The organism is Bacteroides ndongoniae (genome assembly GCF_900108345.1).
In the GTDB taxonomy this organism is placed as follows: domain Bacteria; phylum Bacteroidota; class Bacteroidia; order Bacteroidales; family Bacteroidaceae; genus Bacteroides; species Bacteroides ndongoniae.
In genome coordinates this window covers 276,646-294,663 of sequence record NZ_FNVV01000012.1, presented here as the reverse complement: position 1 = coordinate 294,663, position 18,018 = coordinate 276,646, and the positions used below count along the sequence as shown (strand labels likewise).

Annotated in this window: 14 protein-coding genes; 6 read left to right on the top strand and 8 right to left on the bottom strand. The window is 49.5% G+C overall.

Going from position 1 to position 18,018, the window contains the following annotated elements; genetic code table 11:
- Positions 1 to 8: 8 nt before the first annotated feature.
- On the bottom strand, positions 9 to 671 hold the full coding sequence (locus tag BQ5591_RS01510) for a polysaccharide deacetylase family protein (RefSeq protein ID WP_071148169.1): 663 nt from the start codon (positions 669 to 671) through the stop codon (positions 9 to 11).
- 7 nt (positions 672 to 678) lie between these two features.
- Positions 679 to 4,068, bottom strand: coding sequence for a glycosyltransferase family 117 protein (locus BQ5591_RS01505; protein WP_071148168.1), 3,390 nt, complete (start codon positions 4,066 to 4,068; stop codon positions 679 to 681).
- A gap of 195 nt (positions 4,069 to 4,263) precedes the next feature.
- Here BQ5591_RS01505 and BQ5591_RS01500 point away from each other — a divergent pair, with 195 nt between their 5' ends.
- Positions 4,264 to 5,097 (top strand): SGNH/GDSL hydrolase family protein, encoded by an 834-nt coding sequence (locus tag BQ5591_RS01500; protein WP_071148167.1) that lies wholly within the window; start codon positions 4,264 to 4,266, stop codon positions 5,095 to 5,097.
- A 10-nt stretch (positions 5,098 to 5,107) separates the two neighbouring features.
- Here BQ5591_RS01500 and BQ5591_RS01495 read toward each other — a convergent pair whose 3' ends face one another.
- Positions 5,108 to 5,911 carry a metal ABC transporter ATP-binding protein gene (locus BQ5591_RS01495; protein ID WP_071148166.1) on the bottom strand — a complete coding sequence of 268 codons (804 nt, stop codon included), beginning with the start codon at positions 5,909 to 5,911 and terminating at the stop codon, positions 5,108 to 5,110.
- Between the two features lie 49 nt (positions 5,912 to 5,960).
- Positions 5,961 to 6,920, bottom strand: a complete 960-nt coding sequence (locus BQ5591_RS01490; RefSeq protein WP_071148165.1) for a metal ABC transporter solute-binding protein, Zn/Mn family — start codon at positions 6,918 to 6,920, stop codon at positions 5,961 to 5,963.
- A gap of 360 nt (positions 6,921 to 7,280) precedes the next feature.
- Here BQ5591_RS01490 and BQ5591_RS01480 point away from each other — a divergent pair, with 360 nt between their 5' ends.
- The 4 genes from BQ5591_RS01480 to BQ5591_RS01465 are packed head-to-tail and all read left to right on the top strand — an operon-like array spanning position 7,281 to position 11,883.
- Positions 7,281 to 7,898, top strand: a complete 618-nt coding sequence (locus BQ5591_RS01480; RefSeq protein WP_071148163.1) for a hypothetical protein — start codon at positions 7,281 to 7,283, stop codon at positions 7,896 to 7,898.
- Positions 7,899 to 7,928: 30 nt separating this feature from the next.
- The gene (locus BQ5591_RS01475; RefSeq protein ID WP_071148162.1) at positions 7,929 to 8,492 is read left to right on the top strand and encodes an RNA polymerase sigma-70 factor; all 564 of its coding nucleotides are present in this window, start codon (positions 7,929 to 7,931) and stop codon (positions 8,490 to 8,492) included.
- A gap of 6 nt (positions 8,493 to 8,498) precedes the next feature.
- Positions 8,499 to 9,467, top strand: a complete 969-nt coding sequence (locus BQ5591_RS01470) for a FecR family protein (protein WP_071148161.1) — start codon at positions 8,499 to 8,501, stop codon at positions 9,465 to 9,467.
- The gene (locus BQ5591_RS01465) at positions 9,457 to 11,883 is read left to right on the top strand and encodes a TonB-dependent receptor (protein ID WP_071148160.1); all 2,427 of its coding nucleotides are present in this window, start codon (positions 9,457 to 9,459) and stop codon (positions 11,881 to 11,883) included. Before BQ5591_RS01470 ends, BQ5591_RS01465 begins: the two co-directional genes overlap by 11 nt.
- Positions 11,884 to 12,004: 121 nt before the next feature.
- On the opposite strand, the gene BQ5591_RS01460 is transcribed toward BQ5591_RS01465, so the two are convergent.
- The 3 genes from BQ5591_RS01460 to BQ5591_RS01450 all read right to left on the bottom strand — a co-directional run bounded on the left by BQ5591_RS01460 (position 12,005) and on the right by BQ5591_RS01450 (position 15,549).
- Positions 12,005 to 12,760 carry a succinate dehydrogenase/fumarate reductase iron-sulfur subunit gene (locus BQ5591_RS01460; RefSeq protein ID WP_071148159.1) on the bottom strand — a complete coding sequence of 252 codons (756 nt, stop codon included), beginning with the start codon at positions 12,758 to 12,760 and terminating at the stop codon, positions 12,005 to 12,007.
- A gap of 34 nt (positions 12,761 to 12,794) precedes the next feature.
- On the bottom strand, positions 12,795 to 14,741 hold the full coding sequence (locus BQ5591_RS01455; RefSeq protein WP_071148158.1) for a fumarate reductase/succinate dehydrogenase flavoprotein subunit: 1,947 nt from the start codon (positions 14,739 to 14,741) through the stop codon (positions 12,795 to 12,797).
- A 130-nt stretch (positions 14,742 to 14,871) separates the two neighbouring features.
- Positions 14,872 to 15,549 carry a b558 family succinate dehydrogenase cytochrome b subunit gene (locus BQ5591_RS01450; RefSeq protein ID WP_022162761.1) on the bottom strand — a complete coding sequence of 226 codons (678 nt, stop codon included), beginning with the start codon at positions 15,547 to 15,549 and terminating at the stop codon, positions 14,872 to 14,874.
- A gap of 236 nt (positions 15,550 to 15,785) precedes the next feature.
- Here BQ5591_RS01450 and BQ5591_RS01445 point away from each other — a divergent pair, with 236 nt between their 5' ends.
- Entirely contained in the window at positions 15,786 to 16,388 is a 603-nt protein-coding gene (locus tag BQ5591_RS01445) for a phosphatase PAP2 family protein (protein ID WP_071148548.1), read from the top strand.
- On the opposite strand, the gene BQ5591_RS01440 is transcribed toward BQ5591_RS01445, so the two are convergent.
- Positions 16,389 to 17,999 (bottom strand): S41 family peptidase, encoded by a 1,611-nt coding sequence (locus BQ5591_RS01440; protein ID WP_071148157.1) that lies wholly within the window; start codon positions 17,997 to 17,999, stop codon positions 16,389 to 16,391.
- Positions 18,000 to 18,018: the final 19 nt, after the last annotated feature.

Below are 18,018 nucleotides of genomic sequence, written 5' to 3'. Positions count from 1 at the left end.
ATTATAGCTTAAAGCAGTTTGAATTCATATCCTTCTTCCTTCAGGAAGTTGATGGCACGGGGCAGAGCATACTGCAGGTTGCCGTTGTCCCAGGACTTAAGGGAGTCGTGGAAAGTGATAATGGAACCGTTACGGGCGTAGCGCATGACGTTGGCCAGTACTTGCGGGCCGCGAAGTTTCTTGCTATAGTCGCGGGTGACAAGGTCCCACATCACAATCTTGTATTTACTTTTCAGTACCATATACTGTGCCCAACCCATGTGACCGTGTGGCGGTCGGAACAGGAGCGGGCGCAGGGCTTTTGTGGTGATGTCCGGGGCGCAGATGGAGCACATGAAGTCGTATGCTTCTTCTGTGTTCTCCAGATAGCTGTACGAGGTGAAGTATTTCCGGCTGAATCCGCGGATGTGGTTGAAAGTGTGGTTGCCGATGCGGTGACCACGCTCTACCACCATGCGGAAAATGTCGGGATGCTTGCGCACGTTGTCGCCCACCATGAAGAAAGTAGCCTTTATCTGATGCTGATCCAGCAGGTCGAGTACCCAGGGAGTAACCTCGGGAATAGGGCCGTCGTCGAATGTCAGATAGACGGCCTTTTCCTCCGGATTCATACGCCACAGGGCACTGGGGTATAACTTGCGGAATAGCTTGGGCGGTTGTTCTATAAACATGCTGTCGTTATTTCATTCGGTCTACATACATATTATAGAGTTCGTCCACCTTCGGCTCGTAGACGCCTGCCAGTTGCGACTGGTACTGTTTCATGATTTTCACTTCGCGGTCCAGTATCGCCCAGTGGTATTCGTACTCACGGCTAGCATACACGAATCGGCTGTCGCTCATGCTCATATACCATGTCATGTACTCTACTGCCTTGTCGGCCAGCTGTTTCATGATGGCATCGGCTTTGGCGGTCTCGCCCAGTTTGTAGTAGGCTTCGGCTATCTGTACGGCACCGTTCTGGAAGTCGTATGGCACGTTGCTGGCAGGTATCATCTTTTCGCCATAGTCGAGCACGGCTTTGGCTTTGTCGTTTTTGCCTTCCTTGATGAGCTGGTTACCCAGTTGCGAGAAGAGGCGGCGGTGCGTGTAGCACATGCGCATGGCGTTCTCGTCGATGTAGATGCCAGGCTTGTCGATGCCGCCGAATTTGAACTTGTTCATCAGGTTGTCGTACATCTTTTCGCTATCGATGTTGACTCCGGTCTTGGTGTTGTCGAACGGAGTGAAGCGGTAAGCCAGACCTTCCTGGATGAAGTGGTTGGCCATGCCCAACTGGTTGTCTTCCCCTACGCTAATAGCGATGTAGATGGGACGTTCCCAGTTGGCTTCAGCCAGCATTTCGAGCATCATCAATTCGCTCTTGTAAAGGGCACGTTTACCTTTCAGCGAGATGTGCATGTAGTCGGGGATGGAATCACCCGGTATCATCATGCCGCTGCGGCGCACGGCTTCTTTATCTACCTTGATGACAATGCTGTCGGTCGGAATGACTTTCAGCTCTTCGTTTTTGCTGCGTACCCAGTATTTCAGGATGTTCTTCAGTTCATACGGGTTCTCGCCGAATTCCTTCTGTACATTAACCAATGCTTCGCTCTTTCCGTCGAGTGCCTGTTTGTTGGCTTCGGCGTACAGGGCGTCGATGCTCTTCTTATACTCGGGACGGACGGGGACATATTCGTTGGTTCCTTCAACATATTCCATACGTTCCCAAGTGATAGGCAGTGAAGGACTTTCGTAAGCCGGACGTTTCATCTGGTCGATGTACCAGTCGGTTTGCAAGTACGAGAGGTTGCAGGTACGTGAGTCGGTACGGCAGCCTTCAGTTTCCTGATTGTACCACAAAGGGAAGGTATCGTTATCACCGTTCGTATAAATGATGGGGTTGCCCGATTCCTGAAGAGACATCAGATAATTCTGACCAAAGTCGCGTGCCATGTAGCGGTCGCTGCGGTCGTGGTCGTCCCAAGTCTGGCTGGCCATTTGTATGGGCACCAGCAGGCAGACGATAGAGATGATGAGGGCAGAAACCAACGAAGGGGTAAGAGCTGCGGGCTCGTTTTCATCAGCACTTGCCTGGTGGGCTTGTTTGCTTGTCCACTTGTTTACTGCCTGTATCAGTCCGGCTACACCCATACCTATCCAGATGGCGAAAGCGTAGAACGAACCGGCGTAAGCGTAGTCACGTTCGCGCGGCTGGCTCGGAGTCTGGTTCAGGTAGAGTACAATGGCAATACCTGTCATGAAGAACAGGAAGAATACAACCCAGAATTGTTGGATGCCTTTTTGTCCTCGATAAGCTTGCCACAGCAGGCCGATGAGACCGAGTAACAGGGGTAGGCCGTAGAATACGTTGTGGCCCTTGTTTTCCTTCAATTCGGTGGGCAACAGTTCCTGGTTGCCTACCAACATGTTGTCGATAAAGTCGAAACCGGTAATCCAGTTTCCATGCTCTATTTCGCCGGAGCCTTGCAGATCGTTCTGGCGGCCTACGAAGTTCCACAGGAAGTAGCGCCAGTACATCCAGTTGAGCTGATAGGAGAAGAAGAACTTGATGTTTTCCCATTGGGTAGGCATCTTCACCATAATCATTTCGCCACACTGGTCGTAGGGCACTTCGTAGCCCTGTATGTCTTGCCAGCTTTCATATTGCTGGGTGTGCAGGCTGCTGTACATACGCGGGAAGAGCATGTTCTGTGCATACTCGTACTCGATGCGTCCGGGTATTTCAACGTAGCTGTCTTTCTCGTCGGGGGTGGCTTTCTCCTTGCGGATGAACTTGGTGCCGCTGTACGAGATGCGCGGCTGGCAGTATCCGTCCTTTACGTCGAGCGCTACTTTGGACGAGTAGGCCGGACCGTAGAACAGCGGACGCGTGCCGTACTGCTCACGTCCCAGATATTCGCCCAGCGTGAAGATGTCTTCCGGCGAGTTCTGGTCCATCGGTGTGTTGGCTGTAGAGCGGATGACGATGAGGGCATACGACGAGTAGCCGATGACCATCATCATGGTGCACAGCATGGCCGTGTTCAGCGTGCGGGCGCTGACGCGGTATTTTTCCTTCATGCGTGCCTGCATTTTCGGGTTGAGGTAGAGCCACAGCAGGGCAATGACGATGATGCCGATGATGACCGAGCTGGCACCGTGGCCGTAGAAGGGAATACCCAGCATGGCAATGGTGAGCACGAACGACAGGGCCATGCGCATCTTGCTCTTTTCGGTGTAGCTTTCGTACACGCCCCAGATGAGGCAGGCTGCCAAGAGGATGATATAGACGATGACGCCCGTGTTGAACGACATGCCCAGTGTGTTGACGAACAGCAGCTCGAACCATCCGCCCACTTTCACGATGCCCGGCACGATGCCGTAGAGCACCACGGCTACCAGCACCATAGAGCCTATGAGCGCCAGCAGCGAACCTTTGGCGTTGGCATGGGGCACTTTCTTATAGTAGTACACCAGCACGATGGCAGGCAGACAGAGCAGGTTGAGCAGGTGGACACCGATGCTGAGGCCCGTCAGATAGGCGATCAGGATGAGCCAGCGGTCGCTGTGAGGCTGGTCGGCCACGTCTTCCCACTTCAGTATCAGCCAGAATACGATGGCTGTGAACAGGGAGGAGAAAGCATATACTTCGCCTTCGACAGCCGAGAACCAGAAGGTATCGCTGAATGTATAGGCCAGTGCGCCTACCATTCCGCTGCCCATGATGGTCACAATCTGTCCGCGGGTGATGTGTTCGGGGTCTTTGACAACGAGTTTGCGTACCAGGTGCGTGATGGTCCAGAACAGGAACAGGATACAGGCACCGCTCATCAGCGCGCTCATGTAGTTGACCATTTTGGCTACTTCCGAAGGATCGGAAGCAAACTGCGAGAACAGGTTGGCTGTCAACATGAAGAAAGGTGCGCCGGGCGGGTGGCCGACTTCCAGCTTATAGCCGGTGGTGATGAACTCGGGGCAGTCCCAGAAACTTGCGGTAGGTTCGATAGTCATGCAGTAGACTGTCGCCGCAATAAGGAAGGTAATCCAACCTACAAGGTTGTTCACAAACTTGTATTGTTTCATTCAGAGTTGGGATATAACGTTATTATCTACTAATATTTTCGTAAAAACTTCGCAAATATAAGCATTTCATGCTGAAAAGAATGATAACTAAGCTTATTATTAGGATAGGTTAAAGAAAAGGTATGGTCAATTGGTAGCATTAAAAGTGTTTTGCTTATTTTTGTTATCGAAATATTTGATAAAAGTTAGGTTTGTATGAATACGAAAATAGTTTCATGTACATTGGCAGCCCTGTTGTTTTCAGCCGATGTACTTCCGCAAGTATATATTAATACTGAATTACAGAAAGTAGTGGTAGAAAATCAGTGGAAAGGAAAAAAAGTGGCTTTTTTAGGTGATTCCATTACCGATAAAAATCATATCGGGACAACCAAGTGCTATTGGGAGTATCTGGCTGAGATGCTGAGGCTGGAAGCCTTCTCGTATGGAATCAACGGCAATCAGATGGATGGGTTGCTGGGACAGGCTGAAAATTTACTGAAAGAGCAGGGCGATGCTATTGATGCTATCATTGTTTTTGCTGGTACGAATGATTATAATGCTGGCATACCTTTGGGCGATTGGTATGAAGAAGAATATCGTGAAGTTCCTTTAGCGGATGGGAAAACTGGGAGTCGCCGTTATCGTAAACCGGTGATGAGTAATGATACATTTCGGGGGCGTATTAATCGTTTAATGAATTATCTGAAAACAAATTTTCCCTCGAAACAGATTATTGTGCTGACACCTTTGCATCGGGGCTTTGCGCAGTTTGGAGCTCAGAATGTGCAGCCGGAAGAGGCATATCCTAATAGAATAGGAGTTTATGTAGATGAATATGTGCAGGTTCTGAAAGAAGCCGGTAACGTATGGGCTGTACCAGTGATCGATTTGAATAGCATTAGTGGGCTTTATCCTATGAACGATGCGCATGTACGTTATTTCCATCAATCGGATACTGACCGTTTGCATCCCAATGCCGAAGGGCATCGGAGAATGGCTTTGGCACTGATGTATCAGTTACAGGCTTTCCCTTCTACATTTGAGTAGGAATATATATTTATGAATGCTTGTGATGCCCCAGGATGCGGTGGGGCAGCGAGCCGTGTCCCAACAGCTCTATCGGACAATTGAAGTTCTTTTCGAGCCATTCACCTGTGACGCATTCGGTGGACGGATGATAGTCCAGGGTTTCGTTGACGCAGGCCACGGACTTGACCTGTTGCAGGATGGTGCCGATGTCGTGGCTGACCAGAATGATGGCGCAGTCGCGGTTGATTTCGGCCAGCAGTTGGTAAAGCCGTGCTTCGAACCGCTTGTCGATGTAGGTACTGGGTTCGTCGAGTATCACAACTTCGGGGTCGGAGATGATGGCACGGCCCAGCAGGGCGCGTTGCAGTTGTCCGCCGCTCAGTGCACCGATGGGGCGTTGTTCGAGCCCTTCCAGTCCCATGCGGGTTACTACCTGATGGGCCTTTTCGCGGTGTTGGGCGGTGAAGCGCGAGGCCAGCGATTTCTTGCTGCTGAGGCCGGAGAGTATCACTTCTTCGACGGTGATGGGAAATTTACGGTCGATGCTGTTGTACTGGGGCAGGTAGCCCATGGTGATTTTTCCCGTTGCGTGGCTGTTGTCGGTGGCGGATATGTCTTTACTACTTTGCGAGGGAGTGAAGACGATTTCCCCCTGCAAAGGAGGCAACAATCCGAGGATACACTTTATCAGCGTAGTTTTCCCTCCGCCATTGGGGCCGATGATACCCAGAAAATCATGTTCGTATACGGTCAGGTTGACATCGTGCAGCACGGTGCGTCCGTCGTATCCGGCACTGAGGTTTCTGATTTCAATGATAGGTTGCTGGGACATGGTCGGCAAATGTTTTTTCTTGAGGGTATCTGTTTGGCTTGCAAATGCTTTATTTTTCAGTCGCCTTTTCGCCGGACAGTGCCCGTGCTACTTTCAGCATTTCGTCTTCCCAGTCGTAGGACAGCGGATTGATGGGCACAACGGTAGTGCCGGTCTGCTTGGCTATCAGGTCGGCGTTGCGGCGGTCAAATTCGGGTTGCACGAAGATAACGTGCACATTTTCTTCCTTACAAGTATTGATCAGCTCCTTCAGCTGCGCGGGTGACGGTTCTTTACCTCCGGCCTCGATGGGAATCTGATACAGGTCGTAGTCGCGTGCGAAATACGATAGGGCGGGGTGGTAAATCATAAAGGCACGGTCGGCGTTCGGGGTCGACAGCATGTTACATATCAAACTGTCGGTCCGCTCCAGCTTGCGGCACAGCGTGTTGTATCGTTCCAGATAGACGCTCTCGTTCTGTTTGTTCATCAGGCACAGGGCGTTCAGTATGTTTCCGGCAATGATTTGGGCATTGGTTGGCGAGTTCCAGATGTGTGGCTCCACTCCGAGCAGGGGGCGTTCGCCGTCAGCTTCGTCGGCATGGTGCATTTCTTCTTCCTGATAGTTGCTTTCAGGTGCCGAGGAATGGACGTGTTGGTGCGGGGTGTCAAAGATCAGTTCGATGCCACGCGATAGTTCGAAAAACTGCAAGTGGGGCGCATTGTCTGCCAGTCGGTCGGCCCATACCCGTTCGAACCCGATGTGTCCGATTCGGAAGTAAGCTTTGCTTTTGGCCAGTTCAACCAGTTGCTGGGGAGTAGGATCGTAAGTTTCCGGGCTGCTGCCTTTGGGCACCATGCTGACTACGGTGTATTCGTCGCCGGCAATGGCCTCGGTAAAGTAGCGTAGAGGTTCGATGGTGACTGTGATGATGGGCTTTTCAGTACCGGCATCTTTTTTCGAGCCGTTTCCCGATTTGCATGCAATCATCAGAACAGACGATATAAGTAAGATAAGGAGTTTTTTCATATACAAAGCATGTTCGTTTAAGTTCGCAAGTACAAAGTTGGAGTTAGGCTGCATCGTACTTGACTGTGCAAAGATAGTGAAATGTCACATTTATACGAAGTACAAGTTAAAAATGATAAGCGGGAACTTTGGATTGCAGAATTTTTTTTTGGAAAAATAGCAGGTGCGCATAGGGGTTTTTACGGAAGTCTGCGTTATAAAGGCAGAATCACCTGGCCAAGTGATGCGACAGCGAAAACAGAAACAGACAGGTATTCCGGCCGTTTTGTTGCATGGAAACAAGAAGAGAGAGAAAAAGAGACATCCGAAACGGGAAGGAGAAAACCTGATGAGTATTCAACCATTAAAAAACAAGAAGTTATGAAGATTAAATTTATTGCATTATCTTTGTGTGCATTGGCAAGTGTAAATATGGTAAACGCTCAGGAGAGCAGTAAAGGAGAGAGTAAACACGAAATCCGTCTTTCGGTAAGCGACGGACTAACGCAAGGAACGGTCGATGTACTCGGAATGGGACTGGCCGATGCTGTGCTGGGTAGCAAACGTACTGACGAATCATTCAGCATGGTATACGGATTGGGTTACCGTTATTCGCTCAATCGTTTCCGGGTCGGTACAGACTTTGGTTTCTCGTATGGAAACAGTAAATTGATGTTGTCCGGCGAAAAGTCGCCTTCATTGAAGGAGAAAGACCTGAATCTGCTGGTACTGCCCACTGCCGAGTTTACCTATTATAAACACGGGCTGATAGAATTGTATGGTGGAGCTTCGGCCGGTGTCAAACTGAACCGTCACACCGAAACTGGGCTTACTGATGCCGGCAAGAAGGTGGCAAAGAAAGCGGACTTGTCTACTTCGTTTGCCTATCAGGTTAATCCGATAGCTTTGCGGGTTGGCAATAACCGTGTCGGTGGATTCGTTGAAGCCGGATTGGGGCACAAGGGATTCCTGACGGCAGGTGTCAGCTTGAAGTTCTGACAAAACGATATTTGATGTGAATGCAATGATATGAGAGCCGATAGAAAGGAAATATTCAGATCCAGGTTTCAGAAACATTATTCCAGGCTGTGTAGTATAGCCTACGGATATGTTTCTGACAGGGATGACTCGGAAGACATTGTTCAGGAACTGTTCATCAGTATCTGGAACAAGGGACTCGACTCCATGCCCGAAGCTGAGTTCACGGCTTACGTGACTACTTCCGTGCGAAACAGTTGCATCTCTTTCCTGCGGAAGCGCAAGGAAGATGTAGTTTCTATCGAGGACTGCCCTTTCCTGGCCGGTGACGTAACGGACGATAGTCCGGAGGCTGGGCATGAGTCTCCTTCGCCTGCCGAGCTCCTGGAGTCGGCACTTGCTACCTTGCCTCCCAAGTGCAAAGACATCTTCCTGATGGCGAAGTTGCAGGGACTGAAGTATCGTGAGATAGCCCAAAAATTGGAATTGTCCGAGAAAACCGTTGAGAACCAGATGACAAAAGCCATCAAGATGCTGCGCGCCTATGCAGCCGAAAATCGGTCGTTGCTGGCAGTCGCTATCATTCTCCTTTTATCAATTATCGTAAACCGTTAGCACATTATGAATAGTAAGACAGATATCAACGAGCTGCTGGCCAAGCATTTTGCCAACGAACGGCTGACCGCTTCCCAGCAAGAAGAGCTGAACGAATGGATATCAGCCCATCGGGATGAATACAGACGGTTGCAAAAACTGATAGGTGCCTCTGTTGGAAAACCGCAAGGTATCAGCTTCGATGCAGAGCGGGCTTGGCAGAAGGTCGAAGCACAGTTGGAGGAACGGTCTCAGAAGGTCATACCATTCAGGCGAAAGATGTTGTTTTGGACTTCGATGGCAGCTTCACTCCTCATTGTGCTTGCTGTATCGGTGTTCTACTTCTCTTCGGCATCGGACGAAGAAATGGTGCGTTATGCCAATGTCGGCCGTACGGAGCAGCATTGCTTGTTGCCTGACAGTTCGGAGGTTATTCTTTATCCCGAAGCAGTGGTTACCTATCAGCATACCGATAAAGGTCGGTTGGCACGACTCGAAGGAAAAGCATTTTTCCAGGTAAAAAGGAAAATACACGGTGTCCCTTTCAAGGTAGAGACCAACTTGTTGAAGGTAGAAGTGCTTGGTACTTCGTTTCTGGTCGATGCAGCCGGTAAAGAGCAAGCCGCCGTATTTGTAAAGAGTGGCAAAGTCAGAGTCAAGACAGACGAAAGTGGAGCGGTGCTCGAAGCCAATGAAAAAGCTGAATGGAAAGACGGGCGTCTGGAAGTAGGTATCATTGAGGATCCTCAGGCTTTGTTTGGTGAGGCTCCAGTAGTATTGGTGTTTAGCGCGACTCCCTTGCCTGATGTAGTGCGAGATATTGAAAAGAAGACCGGCGTTCGTATCGAATTGGAGGCTGGGTTAGAAAAGAATTTGATTACTACCCGAATAGAAAGTGAAAGTGCACAGGATATGGTAGAAGAACTGGCTTTCCTGTGCGGATGTAAATACAAAACTCTGACAGAAGGAAAACATTATCGCCTGTATGAAGAGTAGGCTGTATATCTTACTGCTGTTGGCAGTGTTAGGTATGACCGAAGTGGACGGACAGGATTTGAAGCCGTCGGATACGGTAGCGGAAGAGCTGGTGCAGGTCAGCGCCTCTTCCGCTACCGTGTTGCAATGGTTTGGCTACATCGAGAAGCAATGTGGTATTGTGCTTTCGTATAATCCTGCGCAAATCGATCTTACTAAAATCTCCACTCTAGAGACTGCTGGAGCTATGACTGTAGGCCGGCTGCTGGCACAGGTGCTGAAAGACTATCGCTTCAAGACAGCCTTTGTACCTCCTCGCAAGCTGGTCATACAAATACAGAAACAAGAAGAACATTATGTTCAGGGTAAAGTGAGCGAAGCCGATACCGATGAGAAACTCTATGGTGCGGTAGTTTCCTGGACTGACGCTGCAGGCAGACAATGGAATACGGTAACAGACGAGAACGGTATTTTCAAGCTTTATTTGCCTGAAGGAGCCTATACATTGAGCGTGTCGTACATGGGGTATACGCCCTATACCCGTCAGGTTAGAATCAGTCGCGACTGTTTTCAGAATGCTTCTTTGCAACCTTTGCTGTTCGAGATAGACGAAGTGACGGTACGTTCGGAGAAATCTACTGATGAACTCACTGAACTGAATCCTTCCAATCTACTTGCTTTCAGTACCAATGACCTGTTCTCACAGATATGGATTTTGCCGGGGGTGACTTCTTCTTTGGCCGGAAACAACCTGCAGGTAGATGGTGGGGGACCGGATGAGAACCAGTTTTTGCTTGATGGAGTACCGGTCTATCATCCGGGGCATCTCGGTTCATTACTGCCCATGTTCAACGGAGATGCTGTGAAAAACATGGTTTTTCATAAAAGCTTCTTTCCCACCCGTCTGGCGGGCCGATTGTCTTCTGTCACCGAAGTCAACCTGAAAGAGGGGAATAAGGACGAACATATGCGTACCCTGACGCTGGATATGCCGGCGGCATCGGTGATGCTCGAAGGACCTATCCTGAAACAGAAGCTGTCGTATATGGTAAGTGCCCGTCGCAGTTGGCTCGATTTTTTCGACAATCTGTTATCGGAAGACGACCGGCTGAACCATTCTTCGTACGACTATAACGCTAAGTTGTCTTACTCCATCTCGCCGCTTTCTACCCTTAATCTGCTGGCGTATGGTGCACGTGACGATTATCACCTGCCAGTGTATGAAGGCGAGACAACTTCGGTTTTAAGATGGGAGAATCAGGTCTATCAATTGTCTTATAATATCCAGTGGGGTAAGTTGGGCAATGCAACTTCCCTGTATTATTCATCTTATTCAAACCGTGCTCTTGTTGACGGTCTGGGGCTGGATGGTGAGGGATATGTACGTAGTGGGATTAAGTCGCTGAATGTCTCGACCGAGTTTACTTATGCTCCTGAGAATTTATATCGGGCCCGTTGGGGACTGAAGTATACACATGAATCTTATGATTTGGCAACGTTGGGCGAAGAAATCCGTACCCGTCGTGAGCCTATCGGACAGGTGTCGCTGTTCTATGATAATACGGTGAATATTTCGCCTCGTTTTTCCGTGCAGGTCGGTGTGCACGGAGTGGGCTATTATCCACGAAATCATCGTTCGTATTATAGTATTCAGCCACGACTGTCGGTGAAGTATTTTCCGACGGAGAAAGACTTACTTTATTTTCATTTTTCGAAAATGGAGCAGTTTTATCATTATCTGCGTTTCAGCAGTTGGGCTTTGCCTACCGACTTCCGAATGCCGAGTATTGACGGTTATAGACCCCGTACGTCGGAACATTATGAAATAGGCTGGAAGCACTTTCTAGAAGAAGGTCGTTTGGAAGCTTCGCTTTATTACAAAACACGACGTAATGTTGTGGCCTTACGTCCTGAAACCTTTGTCGAGAATGGGGCGTGGCAAGAATATATTATGAGTGGTAACGGCGACAGTTATGGTGCGAAGTTCTATCTTTATAAAAATTGGCAACGCTGGAAACTGCAGCTTTCCTATGCGTACACCCGTAGCAGGGAATGGTTTGCCGAGGTTGAGAACAGGAAGAAATTGCCATCTTTGTACGATGTTCCCCATCAGTTGGGCGGGGCATTGTCCTATCAGCTGAATGCGCGTTCACTGTTTTCGGTTGGCGGTATGATGCGTTCAGGGAAAGTCATCGATCTGGACGAATGGTTTGAACCATTACCTGAGGCCGATTTCCGTATGTGGCGCGAACCGCTTCATTATCGGGTGGATGTTGGTTATGCTTATAAGAAGTCGTTTGGTGAGAAGTTGTTCACATTTCGTTGTGGACTTTATAATGTAGTGGGTAATCCTTCGGAGGAAGATGTACTCAGTTTCTATTCCGTCCATTGGCATGGCAACTGTTTACCTTATGCTGGTATCAGCTTTAAATTCTAAAAAGGTTGCTCTGCCCGTTTTCGTTTGGTTATAGCTATTATTTGGATAAAAAAGAAAGAGGGTGCGTCTCTTCGTTGACGCACCCTCACTTCTGTGATATTAATCAAATGTAAAAAACAAATTAGTCTTTCAATTTGGCGATGATGAAGTCGCGGTTCAGACGGGCAATGTTGCTGATAGAAACATTCTTTGGGCATTCAGCTTCGCAAGCGCGGGTGTTGGTACAGTTACCGAAGCCCAGTTCGTCCATCTTGGCAAGCATAGCCTTTGCACGACGCAGTGCTTCAGATTTACCTTGCGGCAACAGGTTGAGCTGGCTTACTTTAGCTGATACGAACAACATGGCCGAACCATTCTTACAAGCAGCTACACAAGCACCGCAACCGATACAGCTGGCGGCATCCATAGCTTCGTCAGCAACGGTCTTCGGGATCAGGATAGCATTGGCATCTTGCGGAGCACCTGTGTTTACGCTTACGTAACCACCTGCCTGCATGATCTTGTCGTATGCTGTACGGTCTACCATCAAGTCCTTGATTACCGGGAAACCTGCAGAACGCCAAGGCTCTACTGTGATGGTATCGCCATCGTTGAAGCGGCGCATGTAAATCTGGCAAGTAGTAGCTCCGGTAGCAGGTCCGTGCGGATGTCCGTTGATGTAGAGTGAACACATACCGCAGATACCTTCGCGGCAGTCGTGATCGAATACAACTGGTTCCTTACCTTCAGAAATCAGCTGTTCGTTCAGGATATCCAGCATTTCCAGGAAAGAAGTATCGCCGGGAATGTCCTTCATCTGATAGGTTTCAAAAGCGCCTTTAGCCTTGGGGCCTGCCTGACGCCATATCTTTAAAGTAAAACTTATATTCTTATCCATTTTCTTTCATTCTTTAATTGTTCAACATTCCCGATTAGCTCTTGTAATTTCTAGTCTGAACTTTGATTGCTTCGTAAACCAGTGGTTCTTTCAGCAATACCGGAGCTTTATCGTCGCTGCCTTGGTATTCCCAGCAAGCTACGTAGAAGTAGTTTTCGTCATCACGCTTAGCTTCACCTTCTTCTGTCTGGTATTCTTCGCGGAAGTGACCACCACATGATTCGTTACGGTTCAGTGCATCGTAAGCGATCAGTTCACCCATAGTGATAAAGTCGTTCAGACGGATAGCTTTGTCAAGCTCTACGTTCATGCCTTCCTTGCTGCCTGGGATGAAGAGGTTGGTTTCGAATTCCTTGCGGATTTCTTTCAGTTTGGCCAAACCTGTCTTCAAGCCTTCAGCTGTACGGCCCATACCTACGTATTCCCACATTACGTGACCCAGTTCTTTGTGGATAGAGTCTACAGACTTCTTACCCTTGATGTTCATCAGATGGTCAATCTTGTCCTGAACGGCTTTTTCAGCAGCTGCGAATTCGGGCAGATCGGTTGAGAAGCGGGGAACGGTGATCTGGTCAGCCAGATAATTCTGGATAGTGTAAGGCAATACGAAGTAACCGTCGGCCAGACCCTGCATCAATGCAGAAGCACCCAGACGGTTGGCACCGTGGTCAGAGAAGTTACATTCACCAATAGCGAACAGACCCTTGATGTTGGTCATCAGTTCGTAGTCTACCCAGATACCACCCATTGTGTAGTGGATAGCCGGATAAATCATCATCGGGTTTTCGTAAGGCGATACGTCGGTGATTTCTTCGTACATGTCGAAGAGGTTGCCATAGCGTTGTGCTACTACATCTTTACCCAGACGGTTGATAGCTTCGGAGAAGTCGAGGAATACGGCCAGACCTGTGTTGTTTACACCGTAGCCCTTGTCGCAACGTTCTTTGGCTGCACGGCTGGCAACGTCGCGCGGAACGAGGTTACCGAATGCCGGATAACGGCGCTCCAAGTAGTAGTCACGATCTTCTTCGGGGATATCTTTACCTTGCAGTGTACCTTCCTGCAATTTCTTGGCATCTTCCAGTTTCTTCGGAACCCAGATACGACCGTCGTTACGCAGAGACTCAGACATCAAAGTCAGCTTAGACTGCTTGTCGCCGTGTACAGGGATACAGGTCGGGTGGATCTGTACGTAGGCTGGGTTGGCGAACCAGGCACCCTTACGGTAGCAAGCCATAGCAGCTGAACAGTTACATGCCATAGCGTTAGTCGAGAGGAAGTAAGTGTTTCCATAACCGCCAGTTGCGATAACTACAGCGTGAGCAGCGAAGCGCTCCAGCTTACCTGTTACCAGATTCTTGGCGATAATACCACGAGCACGACCGTCGATGATAACGACGTCTTCCATTTCGTAGCGTGTATACAGTTTTACAGTACCGGCATTTACCTGACGGCTCAGTGCAGAGTATGCACCCAGCAGCAGCTGCTGGCCTGTCTGACCTTTAGCATAGAACGTACGTGATACCTGTGCACCACCGAATGAACGGTTGGCCAGTGTACCGCCGTATTCGCGAGCAAAAGGAACGCCCTGTGCCACACATTGGTCGATGATATTGTTCGATACTTCAGCCAAACGGTATACGTTGGCTTCGCGGGCACGGTAGTCACCACCTTTTACTGTATCGTAGAACAGACGGTATACAGAGTCGCCGTCGTTCTGATAGTTCTTGGCAGCATTGATACCACCCTGTGCAGCGATAGAGTGTGCACGACGAGGAGAGTCCTGAATGCAGAAGTTGAATACTTTGAAACCCATTTCACCCAACGAGGCAGCAGCACTGGCACCAGCCAGACCTGTACCAACCACGATGATGTCCAGACGACGCTTATTGGCGGGGTTTACTAATTTCTGATGGGCTTTATAGTTTGTCCATTTCTCAGCTACCGGTCCTTCCGGTATTCTTGAATCTATCTTGGTCATAGTTTTTTAGTTTACGAGGGTTCAGTTAACGAGGCTACGAGGCTGTGTCAACTGTACCTGCTTGTTGATTAAATCTTTCCTTGTCAACTTGTCAACTCGTTAACTTGTCAACTTGTCAACTCGTTAACTCTTAAATAAGGGATTGGATGTAGAATGCAACAACTACCAGTGCAAAGCAGATGACAACGATGGTGGAGTAGATGTTAGAAATGCATTTCCAACGGTTAATCCAAGTCTTGTTGTTCCATCCCAATGTCTGCATAGCGCTCCAGAAACCGTGAGTGAGGTGGAACCACAGCGCACCCAGCCAGATGATGTAGAGTACTACGTTGACTACATTGCCAAAGGTGTTCTGGATGTGATAGATACCATTAGCGGCATTCATCATTACGCCCAGATCTTGGCAGCCTGCCAGTTCGGGAAGCATCATTTTTGACCAGAAGTGTACCAAGTGCAGGCACAGACCTACAATGACGATGATACCCAACACCAACATGTTTTGTGAAGCCCATTCTACTGTTTTAGGCTTTTCTACCACTGCATAGCGTTCGCTACCGCGTGCACGGCGGTTCTGCATAGTCAGCCAGAAGGCATAGATGATGTGAATGATGAACAAGGCGGCCAGACCGAGTGTACCGACCACTGCATACCAGTTCGCTCCCAAGAACTCACAAACCATGTTGTAGCCTTCGGCCGAAACCAGCGCAACAAGGTTCATCGCCATGTGAAACGTCAGAAACAGGATAAGGGCGATACCGGTAACGCTCATCACCACTTTCCTTCCTACAGATGAATTACTTAACCACATAAATGATTGAATTTAAATTATTTAATAGTTAGAAAAAAATTCCTGTCAATGCCCGATGGCTATTTTCTTGCAAAAATAGGTGAAATACCTTGATTAAGCAAGGAATTAAAGAAATAATTCCTTAATAAGTAGTGGCTTGTTTCTCTGTTCGTTGCATGTATGGAGAAAGTAGATTATATTTGCTGCCTGATAGGAAAGAAGGATGTTAGAACGCTAAATTGATAGAAATGCAAATGATGAAACGTTGGACTTTTTTTGTATGTTTTCTGTCGTTGCTCGTGTCGGGCGCATGGGGGCAGAATTGGGATATCAACACGGTGCATCGTGTCAATAGTTGGGACGGAAAGTTCATTCGTAATTATAATAAGGTGATTTCACGGACGGAGCCGTATGTGGCAATTGGAGTACCTGTTGCCATGGCGGTAACTGCATGGGCCAAGCATGACAAGCAGTTGCTGAAGGATGCTGTTTATGTAGGTACCAGTGTGGCAGGTGCTTTTGTTGTGACGTACGGCATGAAGTATCTGGTGGACAGGCAGCGGCCTTATGAACGCTATCCCGACAGAGTGCATGCTTACAGCCACGAAAACAGTCCGTCTTTTCCTTCGGGGCATACGGCGACAGCCTTTGCGCTGGCCACATCGCTCAGTGTAAAGTATCCCAAATGGTATGTGATTGCTCCTTCGGCCGTGTGGGCCTGTTCGGTAGGGGTATCGCGAATGAACGAAGGCGTGCACTATCCGTCCGATGTGCTGGCGGGCGCAGCAATCGGAGCCGGATGTGCAGTGGCTAATATCTATATCAATCGTTGGCTGAACAAATGGTTGTTCGGTGACTGATTACAATTCAGTCGTAGTCTTATCCATCAGTTGTTCGTAGAAGCCTTCGTTCAGCACTTTCAGTGCCTGCTGTACGCTTTGGTTGGTGGCGTTCATCACCTGGAAATATTCGTTCATGTCCCATAGGTCGCGGGCGATGAGGGCTTTCAACTGTGTCTTGATGAGGGGAAGCGCACGTTGGTATTGCGCTTCATCGAATTTCACCTTTTCCTTGTCGGCCAGTGCACGCAGGTCGGTCAGGAAGGCTTCGTCTATCTCGAAATCCTTGTCGAAGGCTTCAAAATTCTTGTATTTCTTCTGTAATTCCTGGCGGTGGTGTTCGATGTAGCCCGTTGTGCTGCGGATAATGACTCCTTTTGCCACGAGATTGCGGTGGTAGTCAGTGTACTGCGTAGTATCCATGGGGACAAAGAAGTCGGGCATGATGCCTCCGCCGCCATAAACGGTACGTCCCAGACGTTTGGTCTGGTATTTCAGTGAGTCGGGGAGGTGGATGCTGTCGGCGTGCATCAGTTCGCCGTGGTTGAGGCGGTCGAGCAAGTCCTTGGCATAAGCTTCCTGCATGTCATCGCCTTTGCCGGTGTAGGGCTTCTGGATGCAGCGTCCGGCGGGTGTGTAGTAGCGGGCAATGGTGAGGCGTATCATCGAGCCGTCGGGCAGGTCGATGGGGCGTTGCACCAGTCCTTTGCCGAAGGTGCGTCGTCCAACGACTACGCCGCGGTCCCAGTCCTGTACGGCTCCGGTGACGATTTCGCTGGCCGAGGCCGAATACTCATCCACCAGAACCACAAGGCGTCCGTTGCGGAAGTTGCCGTTGCCCTTGGCGTAGAAGTTGCTGCGGCGGGAGGCTCTTCCTTCGGTATAGACGATGAGGTCCTTCTGGTCGAGGAATTCGTTGGCCAGGTCGATGGCGGCGTTCAGGTAGCCGCCTCCGTTGCCTTGCAGGTCGAGGATGAGGTCTTTCATGCCTTTCTTCTGGAGGCCTTTCAGGGCATTGAGGAATTCTTCGGCGGTGGTGGCACCGAAACGGTTGATGCGGATGTAACCCGTGTGGGGCTGTATCATGTACGAGGCGTCAAGGCTCAGGATGGGTATCTTGTCGCGCTTCACCGTGAAGTGGAGCGGATCGGTCACGCCACGGCGCACGATGGTCAGGTTGACTTTCGAGTCCTTGGGTCCGCGAAGCCGGCTCATGATGTCTTCGGTGCTCATCTTCACTCCGGCGATGGCGGTGTCGTTGACGGCCGTGATGCGGTCGCCGGCCAGTATGCCTGCTTTTTCCGAAGGGCCGCCACTGACGGGCTGGATGACGAGCAGGGTGTCTTCTATCATCTGGAACTGCACGCCGATGCCTTCGAAATTGCCCTGTAGGGGTTCGTTCATCTTCTTCACCTCTTCGGCGTTGCTGTAGGTGGAGTGCGGGTCGAGTTGTTCGAGCATACCGACGATGGCTTCCTCTACGAGTTTGTCTTCGTCCACCGAGTCCACGTAGAGGTTGGTAATGGCAAATTCGGCCATTTGCAATTTGCGCATGGCGTTTTTGTTGATGTTCTGTGCCTGTGCGGCGAGGGTGCAGGCAAGCAGAACCGGTAAGAGTATTATATATTTCATGATGCGATTCGTTTTCAGT

What these genes read in the sequence shown, in the direction of transcription:
- BQ5591_RS01510 (WP_071148169.1), bottom strand. Translation starts at nt 671, where the DNA reads ATGTTTATAGAACAACCGCCCAAGCTATTCCGCAAGTTATACCCCAGT.
- BQ5591_RS01505 (WP_071148168.1), bottom strand. Translation starts at nt 4,068, where the DNA reads ATGAAACAATACAAGTTTGTGAACAACCTTGTAGGTTGGATTACCTTC.
- BQ5591_RS01500 (WP_071148167.1), top strand. Translation starts at nt 4,264, where the DNA reads ATGAATACGAAAATAGTTTCATGTACATTGGCAGCCCTGTTGTTTTCA.
- BQ5591_RS01495 (WP_071148166.1), bottom strand. Translation starts at nt 5,911, where the DNA reads ATGTCCCAGCAACCTATCATTGAAATCAGAAACCTCAGTGCCGGATAC.
- BQ5591_RS01490 (WP_071148165.1), bottom strand. Translation starts at nt 6,920, where the DNA reads ATGAAAAAACTCCTTATCTTACTTATATCGTCTGTTCTGATGATTGCA.
- BQ5591_RS01480 (WP_071148163.1), top strand. Translation starts at nt 7,281, where the DNA reads ATGAAGATTAAATTTATTGCATTATCTTTGTGTGCATTGGCAAGTGTA.
- BQ5591_RS01475 (WP_071148162.1), top strand. Translation starts at nt 7,929, where the DNA reads ATGAGAGCCGATAGAAAGGAAATATTCAGATCCAGGTTTCAGAAACAT.
- BQ5591_RS01470 (WP_071148161.1), top strand. Translation starts at nt 8,499, where the DNA reads ATGAATAGTAAGACAGATATCAACGAGCTGCTGGCCAAGCATTTTGCC.
- BQ5591_RS01465 (WP_071148160.1), top strand. Translation starts at nt 9,457, where the DNA reads ATGAAGAGTAGGCTGTATATCTTACTGCTGTTGGCAGTGTTAGGTATG.
- BQ5591_RS01460 (WP_071148159.1), bottom strand. Translation starts at nt 12,760, where the DNA reads ATGGATAAGAATATAAGTTTTACTTTAAAGATATGGCGTCAGGCAGGC.
- BQ5591_RS01455 (WP_071148158.1), bottom strand. Translation starts at nt 14,741, where the DNA reads ATGACCAAGATAGATTCAAGAATACCGGAAGGACCGGTAGCTGAGAAA.
- BQ5591_RS01450 (WP_022162761.1), bottom strand. Translation starts at nt 15,549, where the DNA reads ATGTGGTTAAGTAATTCATCTGTAGGAAGGAAAGTGGTGATGAGCGTT.
- BQ5591_RS01445 (WP_071148548.1), top strand. Translation starts at nt 15,786, where the DNA reads ATGAAACGTTGGACTTTTTTTGTATGTTTTCTGTCGTTGCTCGTGTCG.
- BQ5591_RS01440 (WP_071148157.1), bottom strand. Translation starts at nt 17,999, where the DNA reads ATGAAATATATAATACTCTTACCGGTTCTGCTTGCCTGCACCCTCGCC.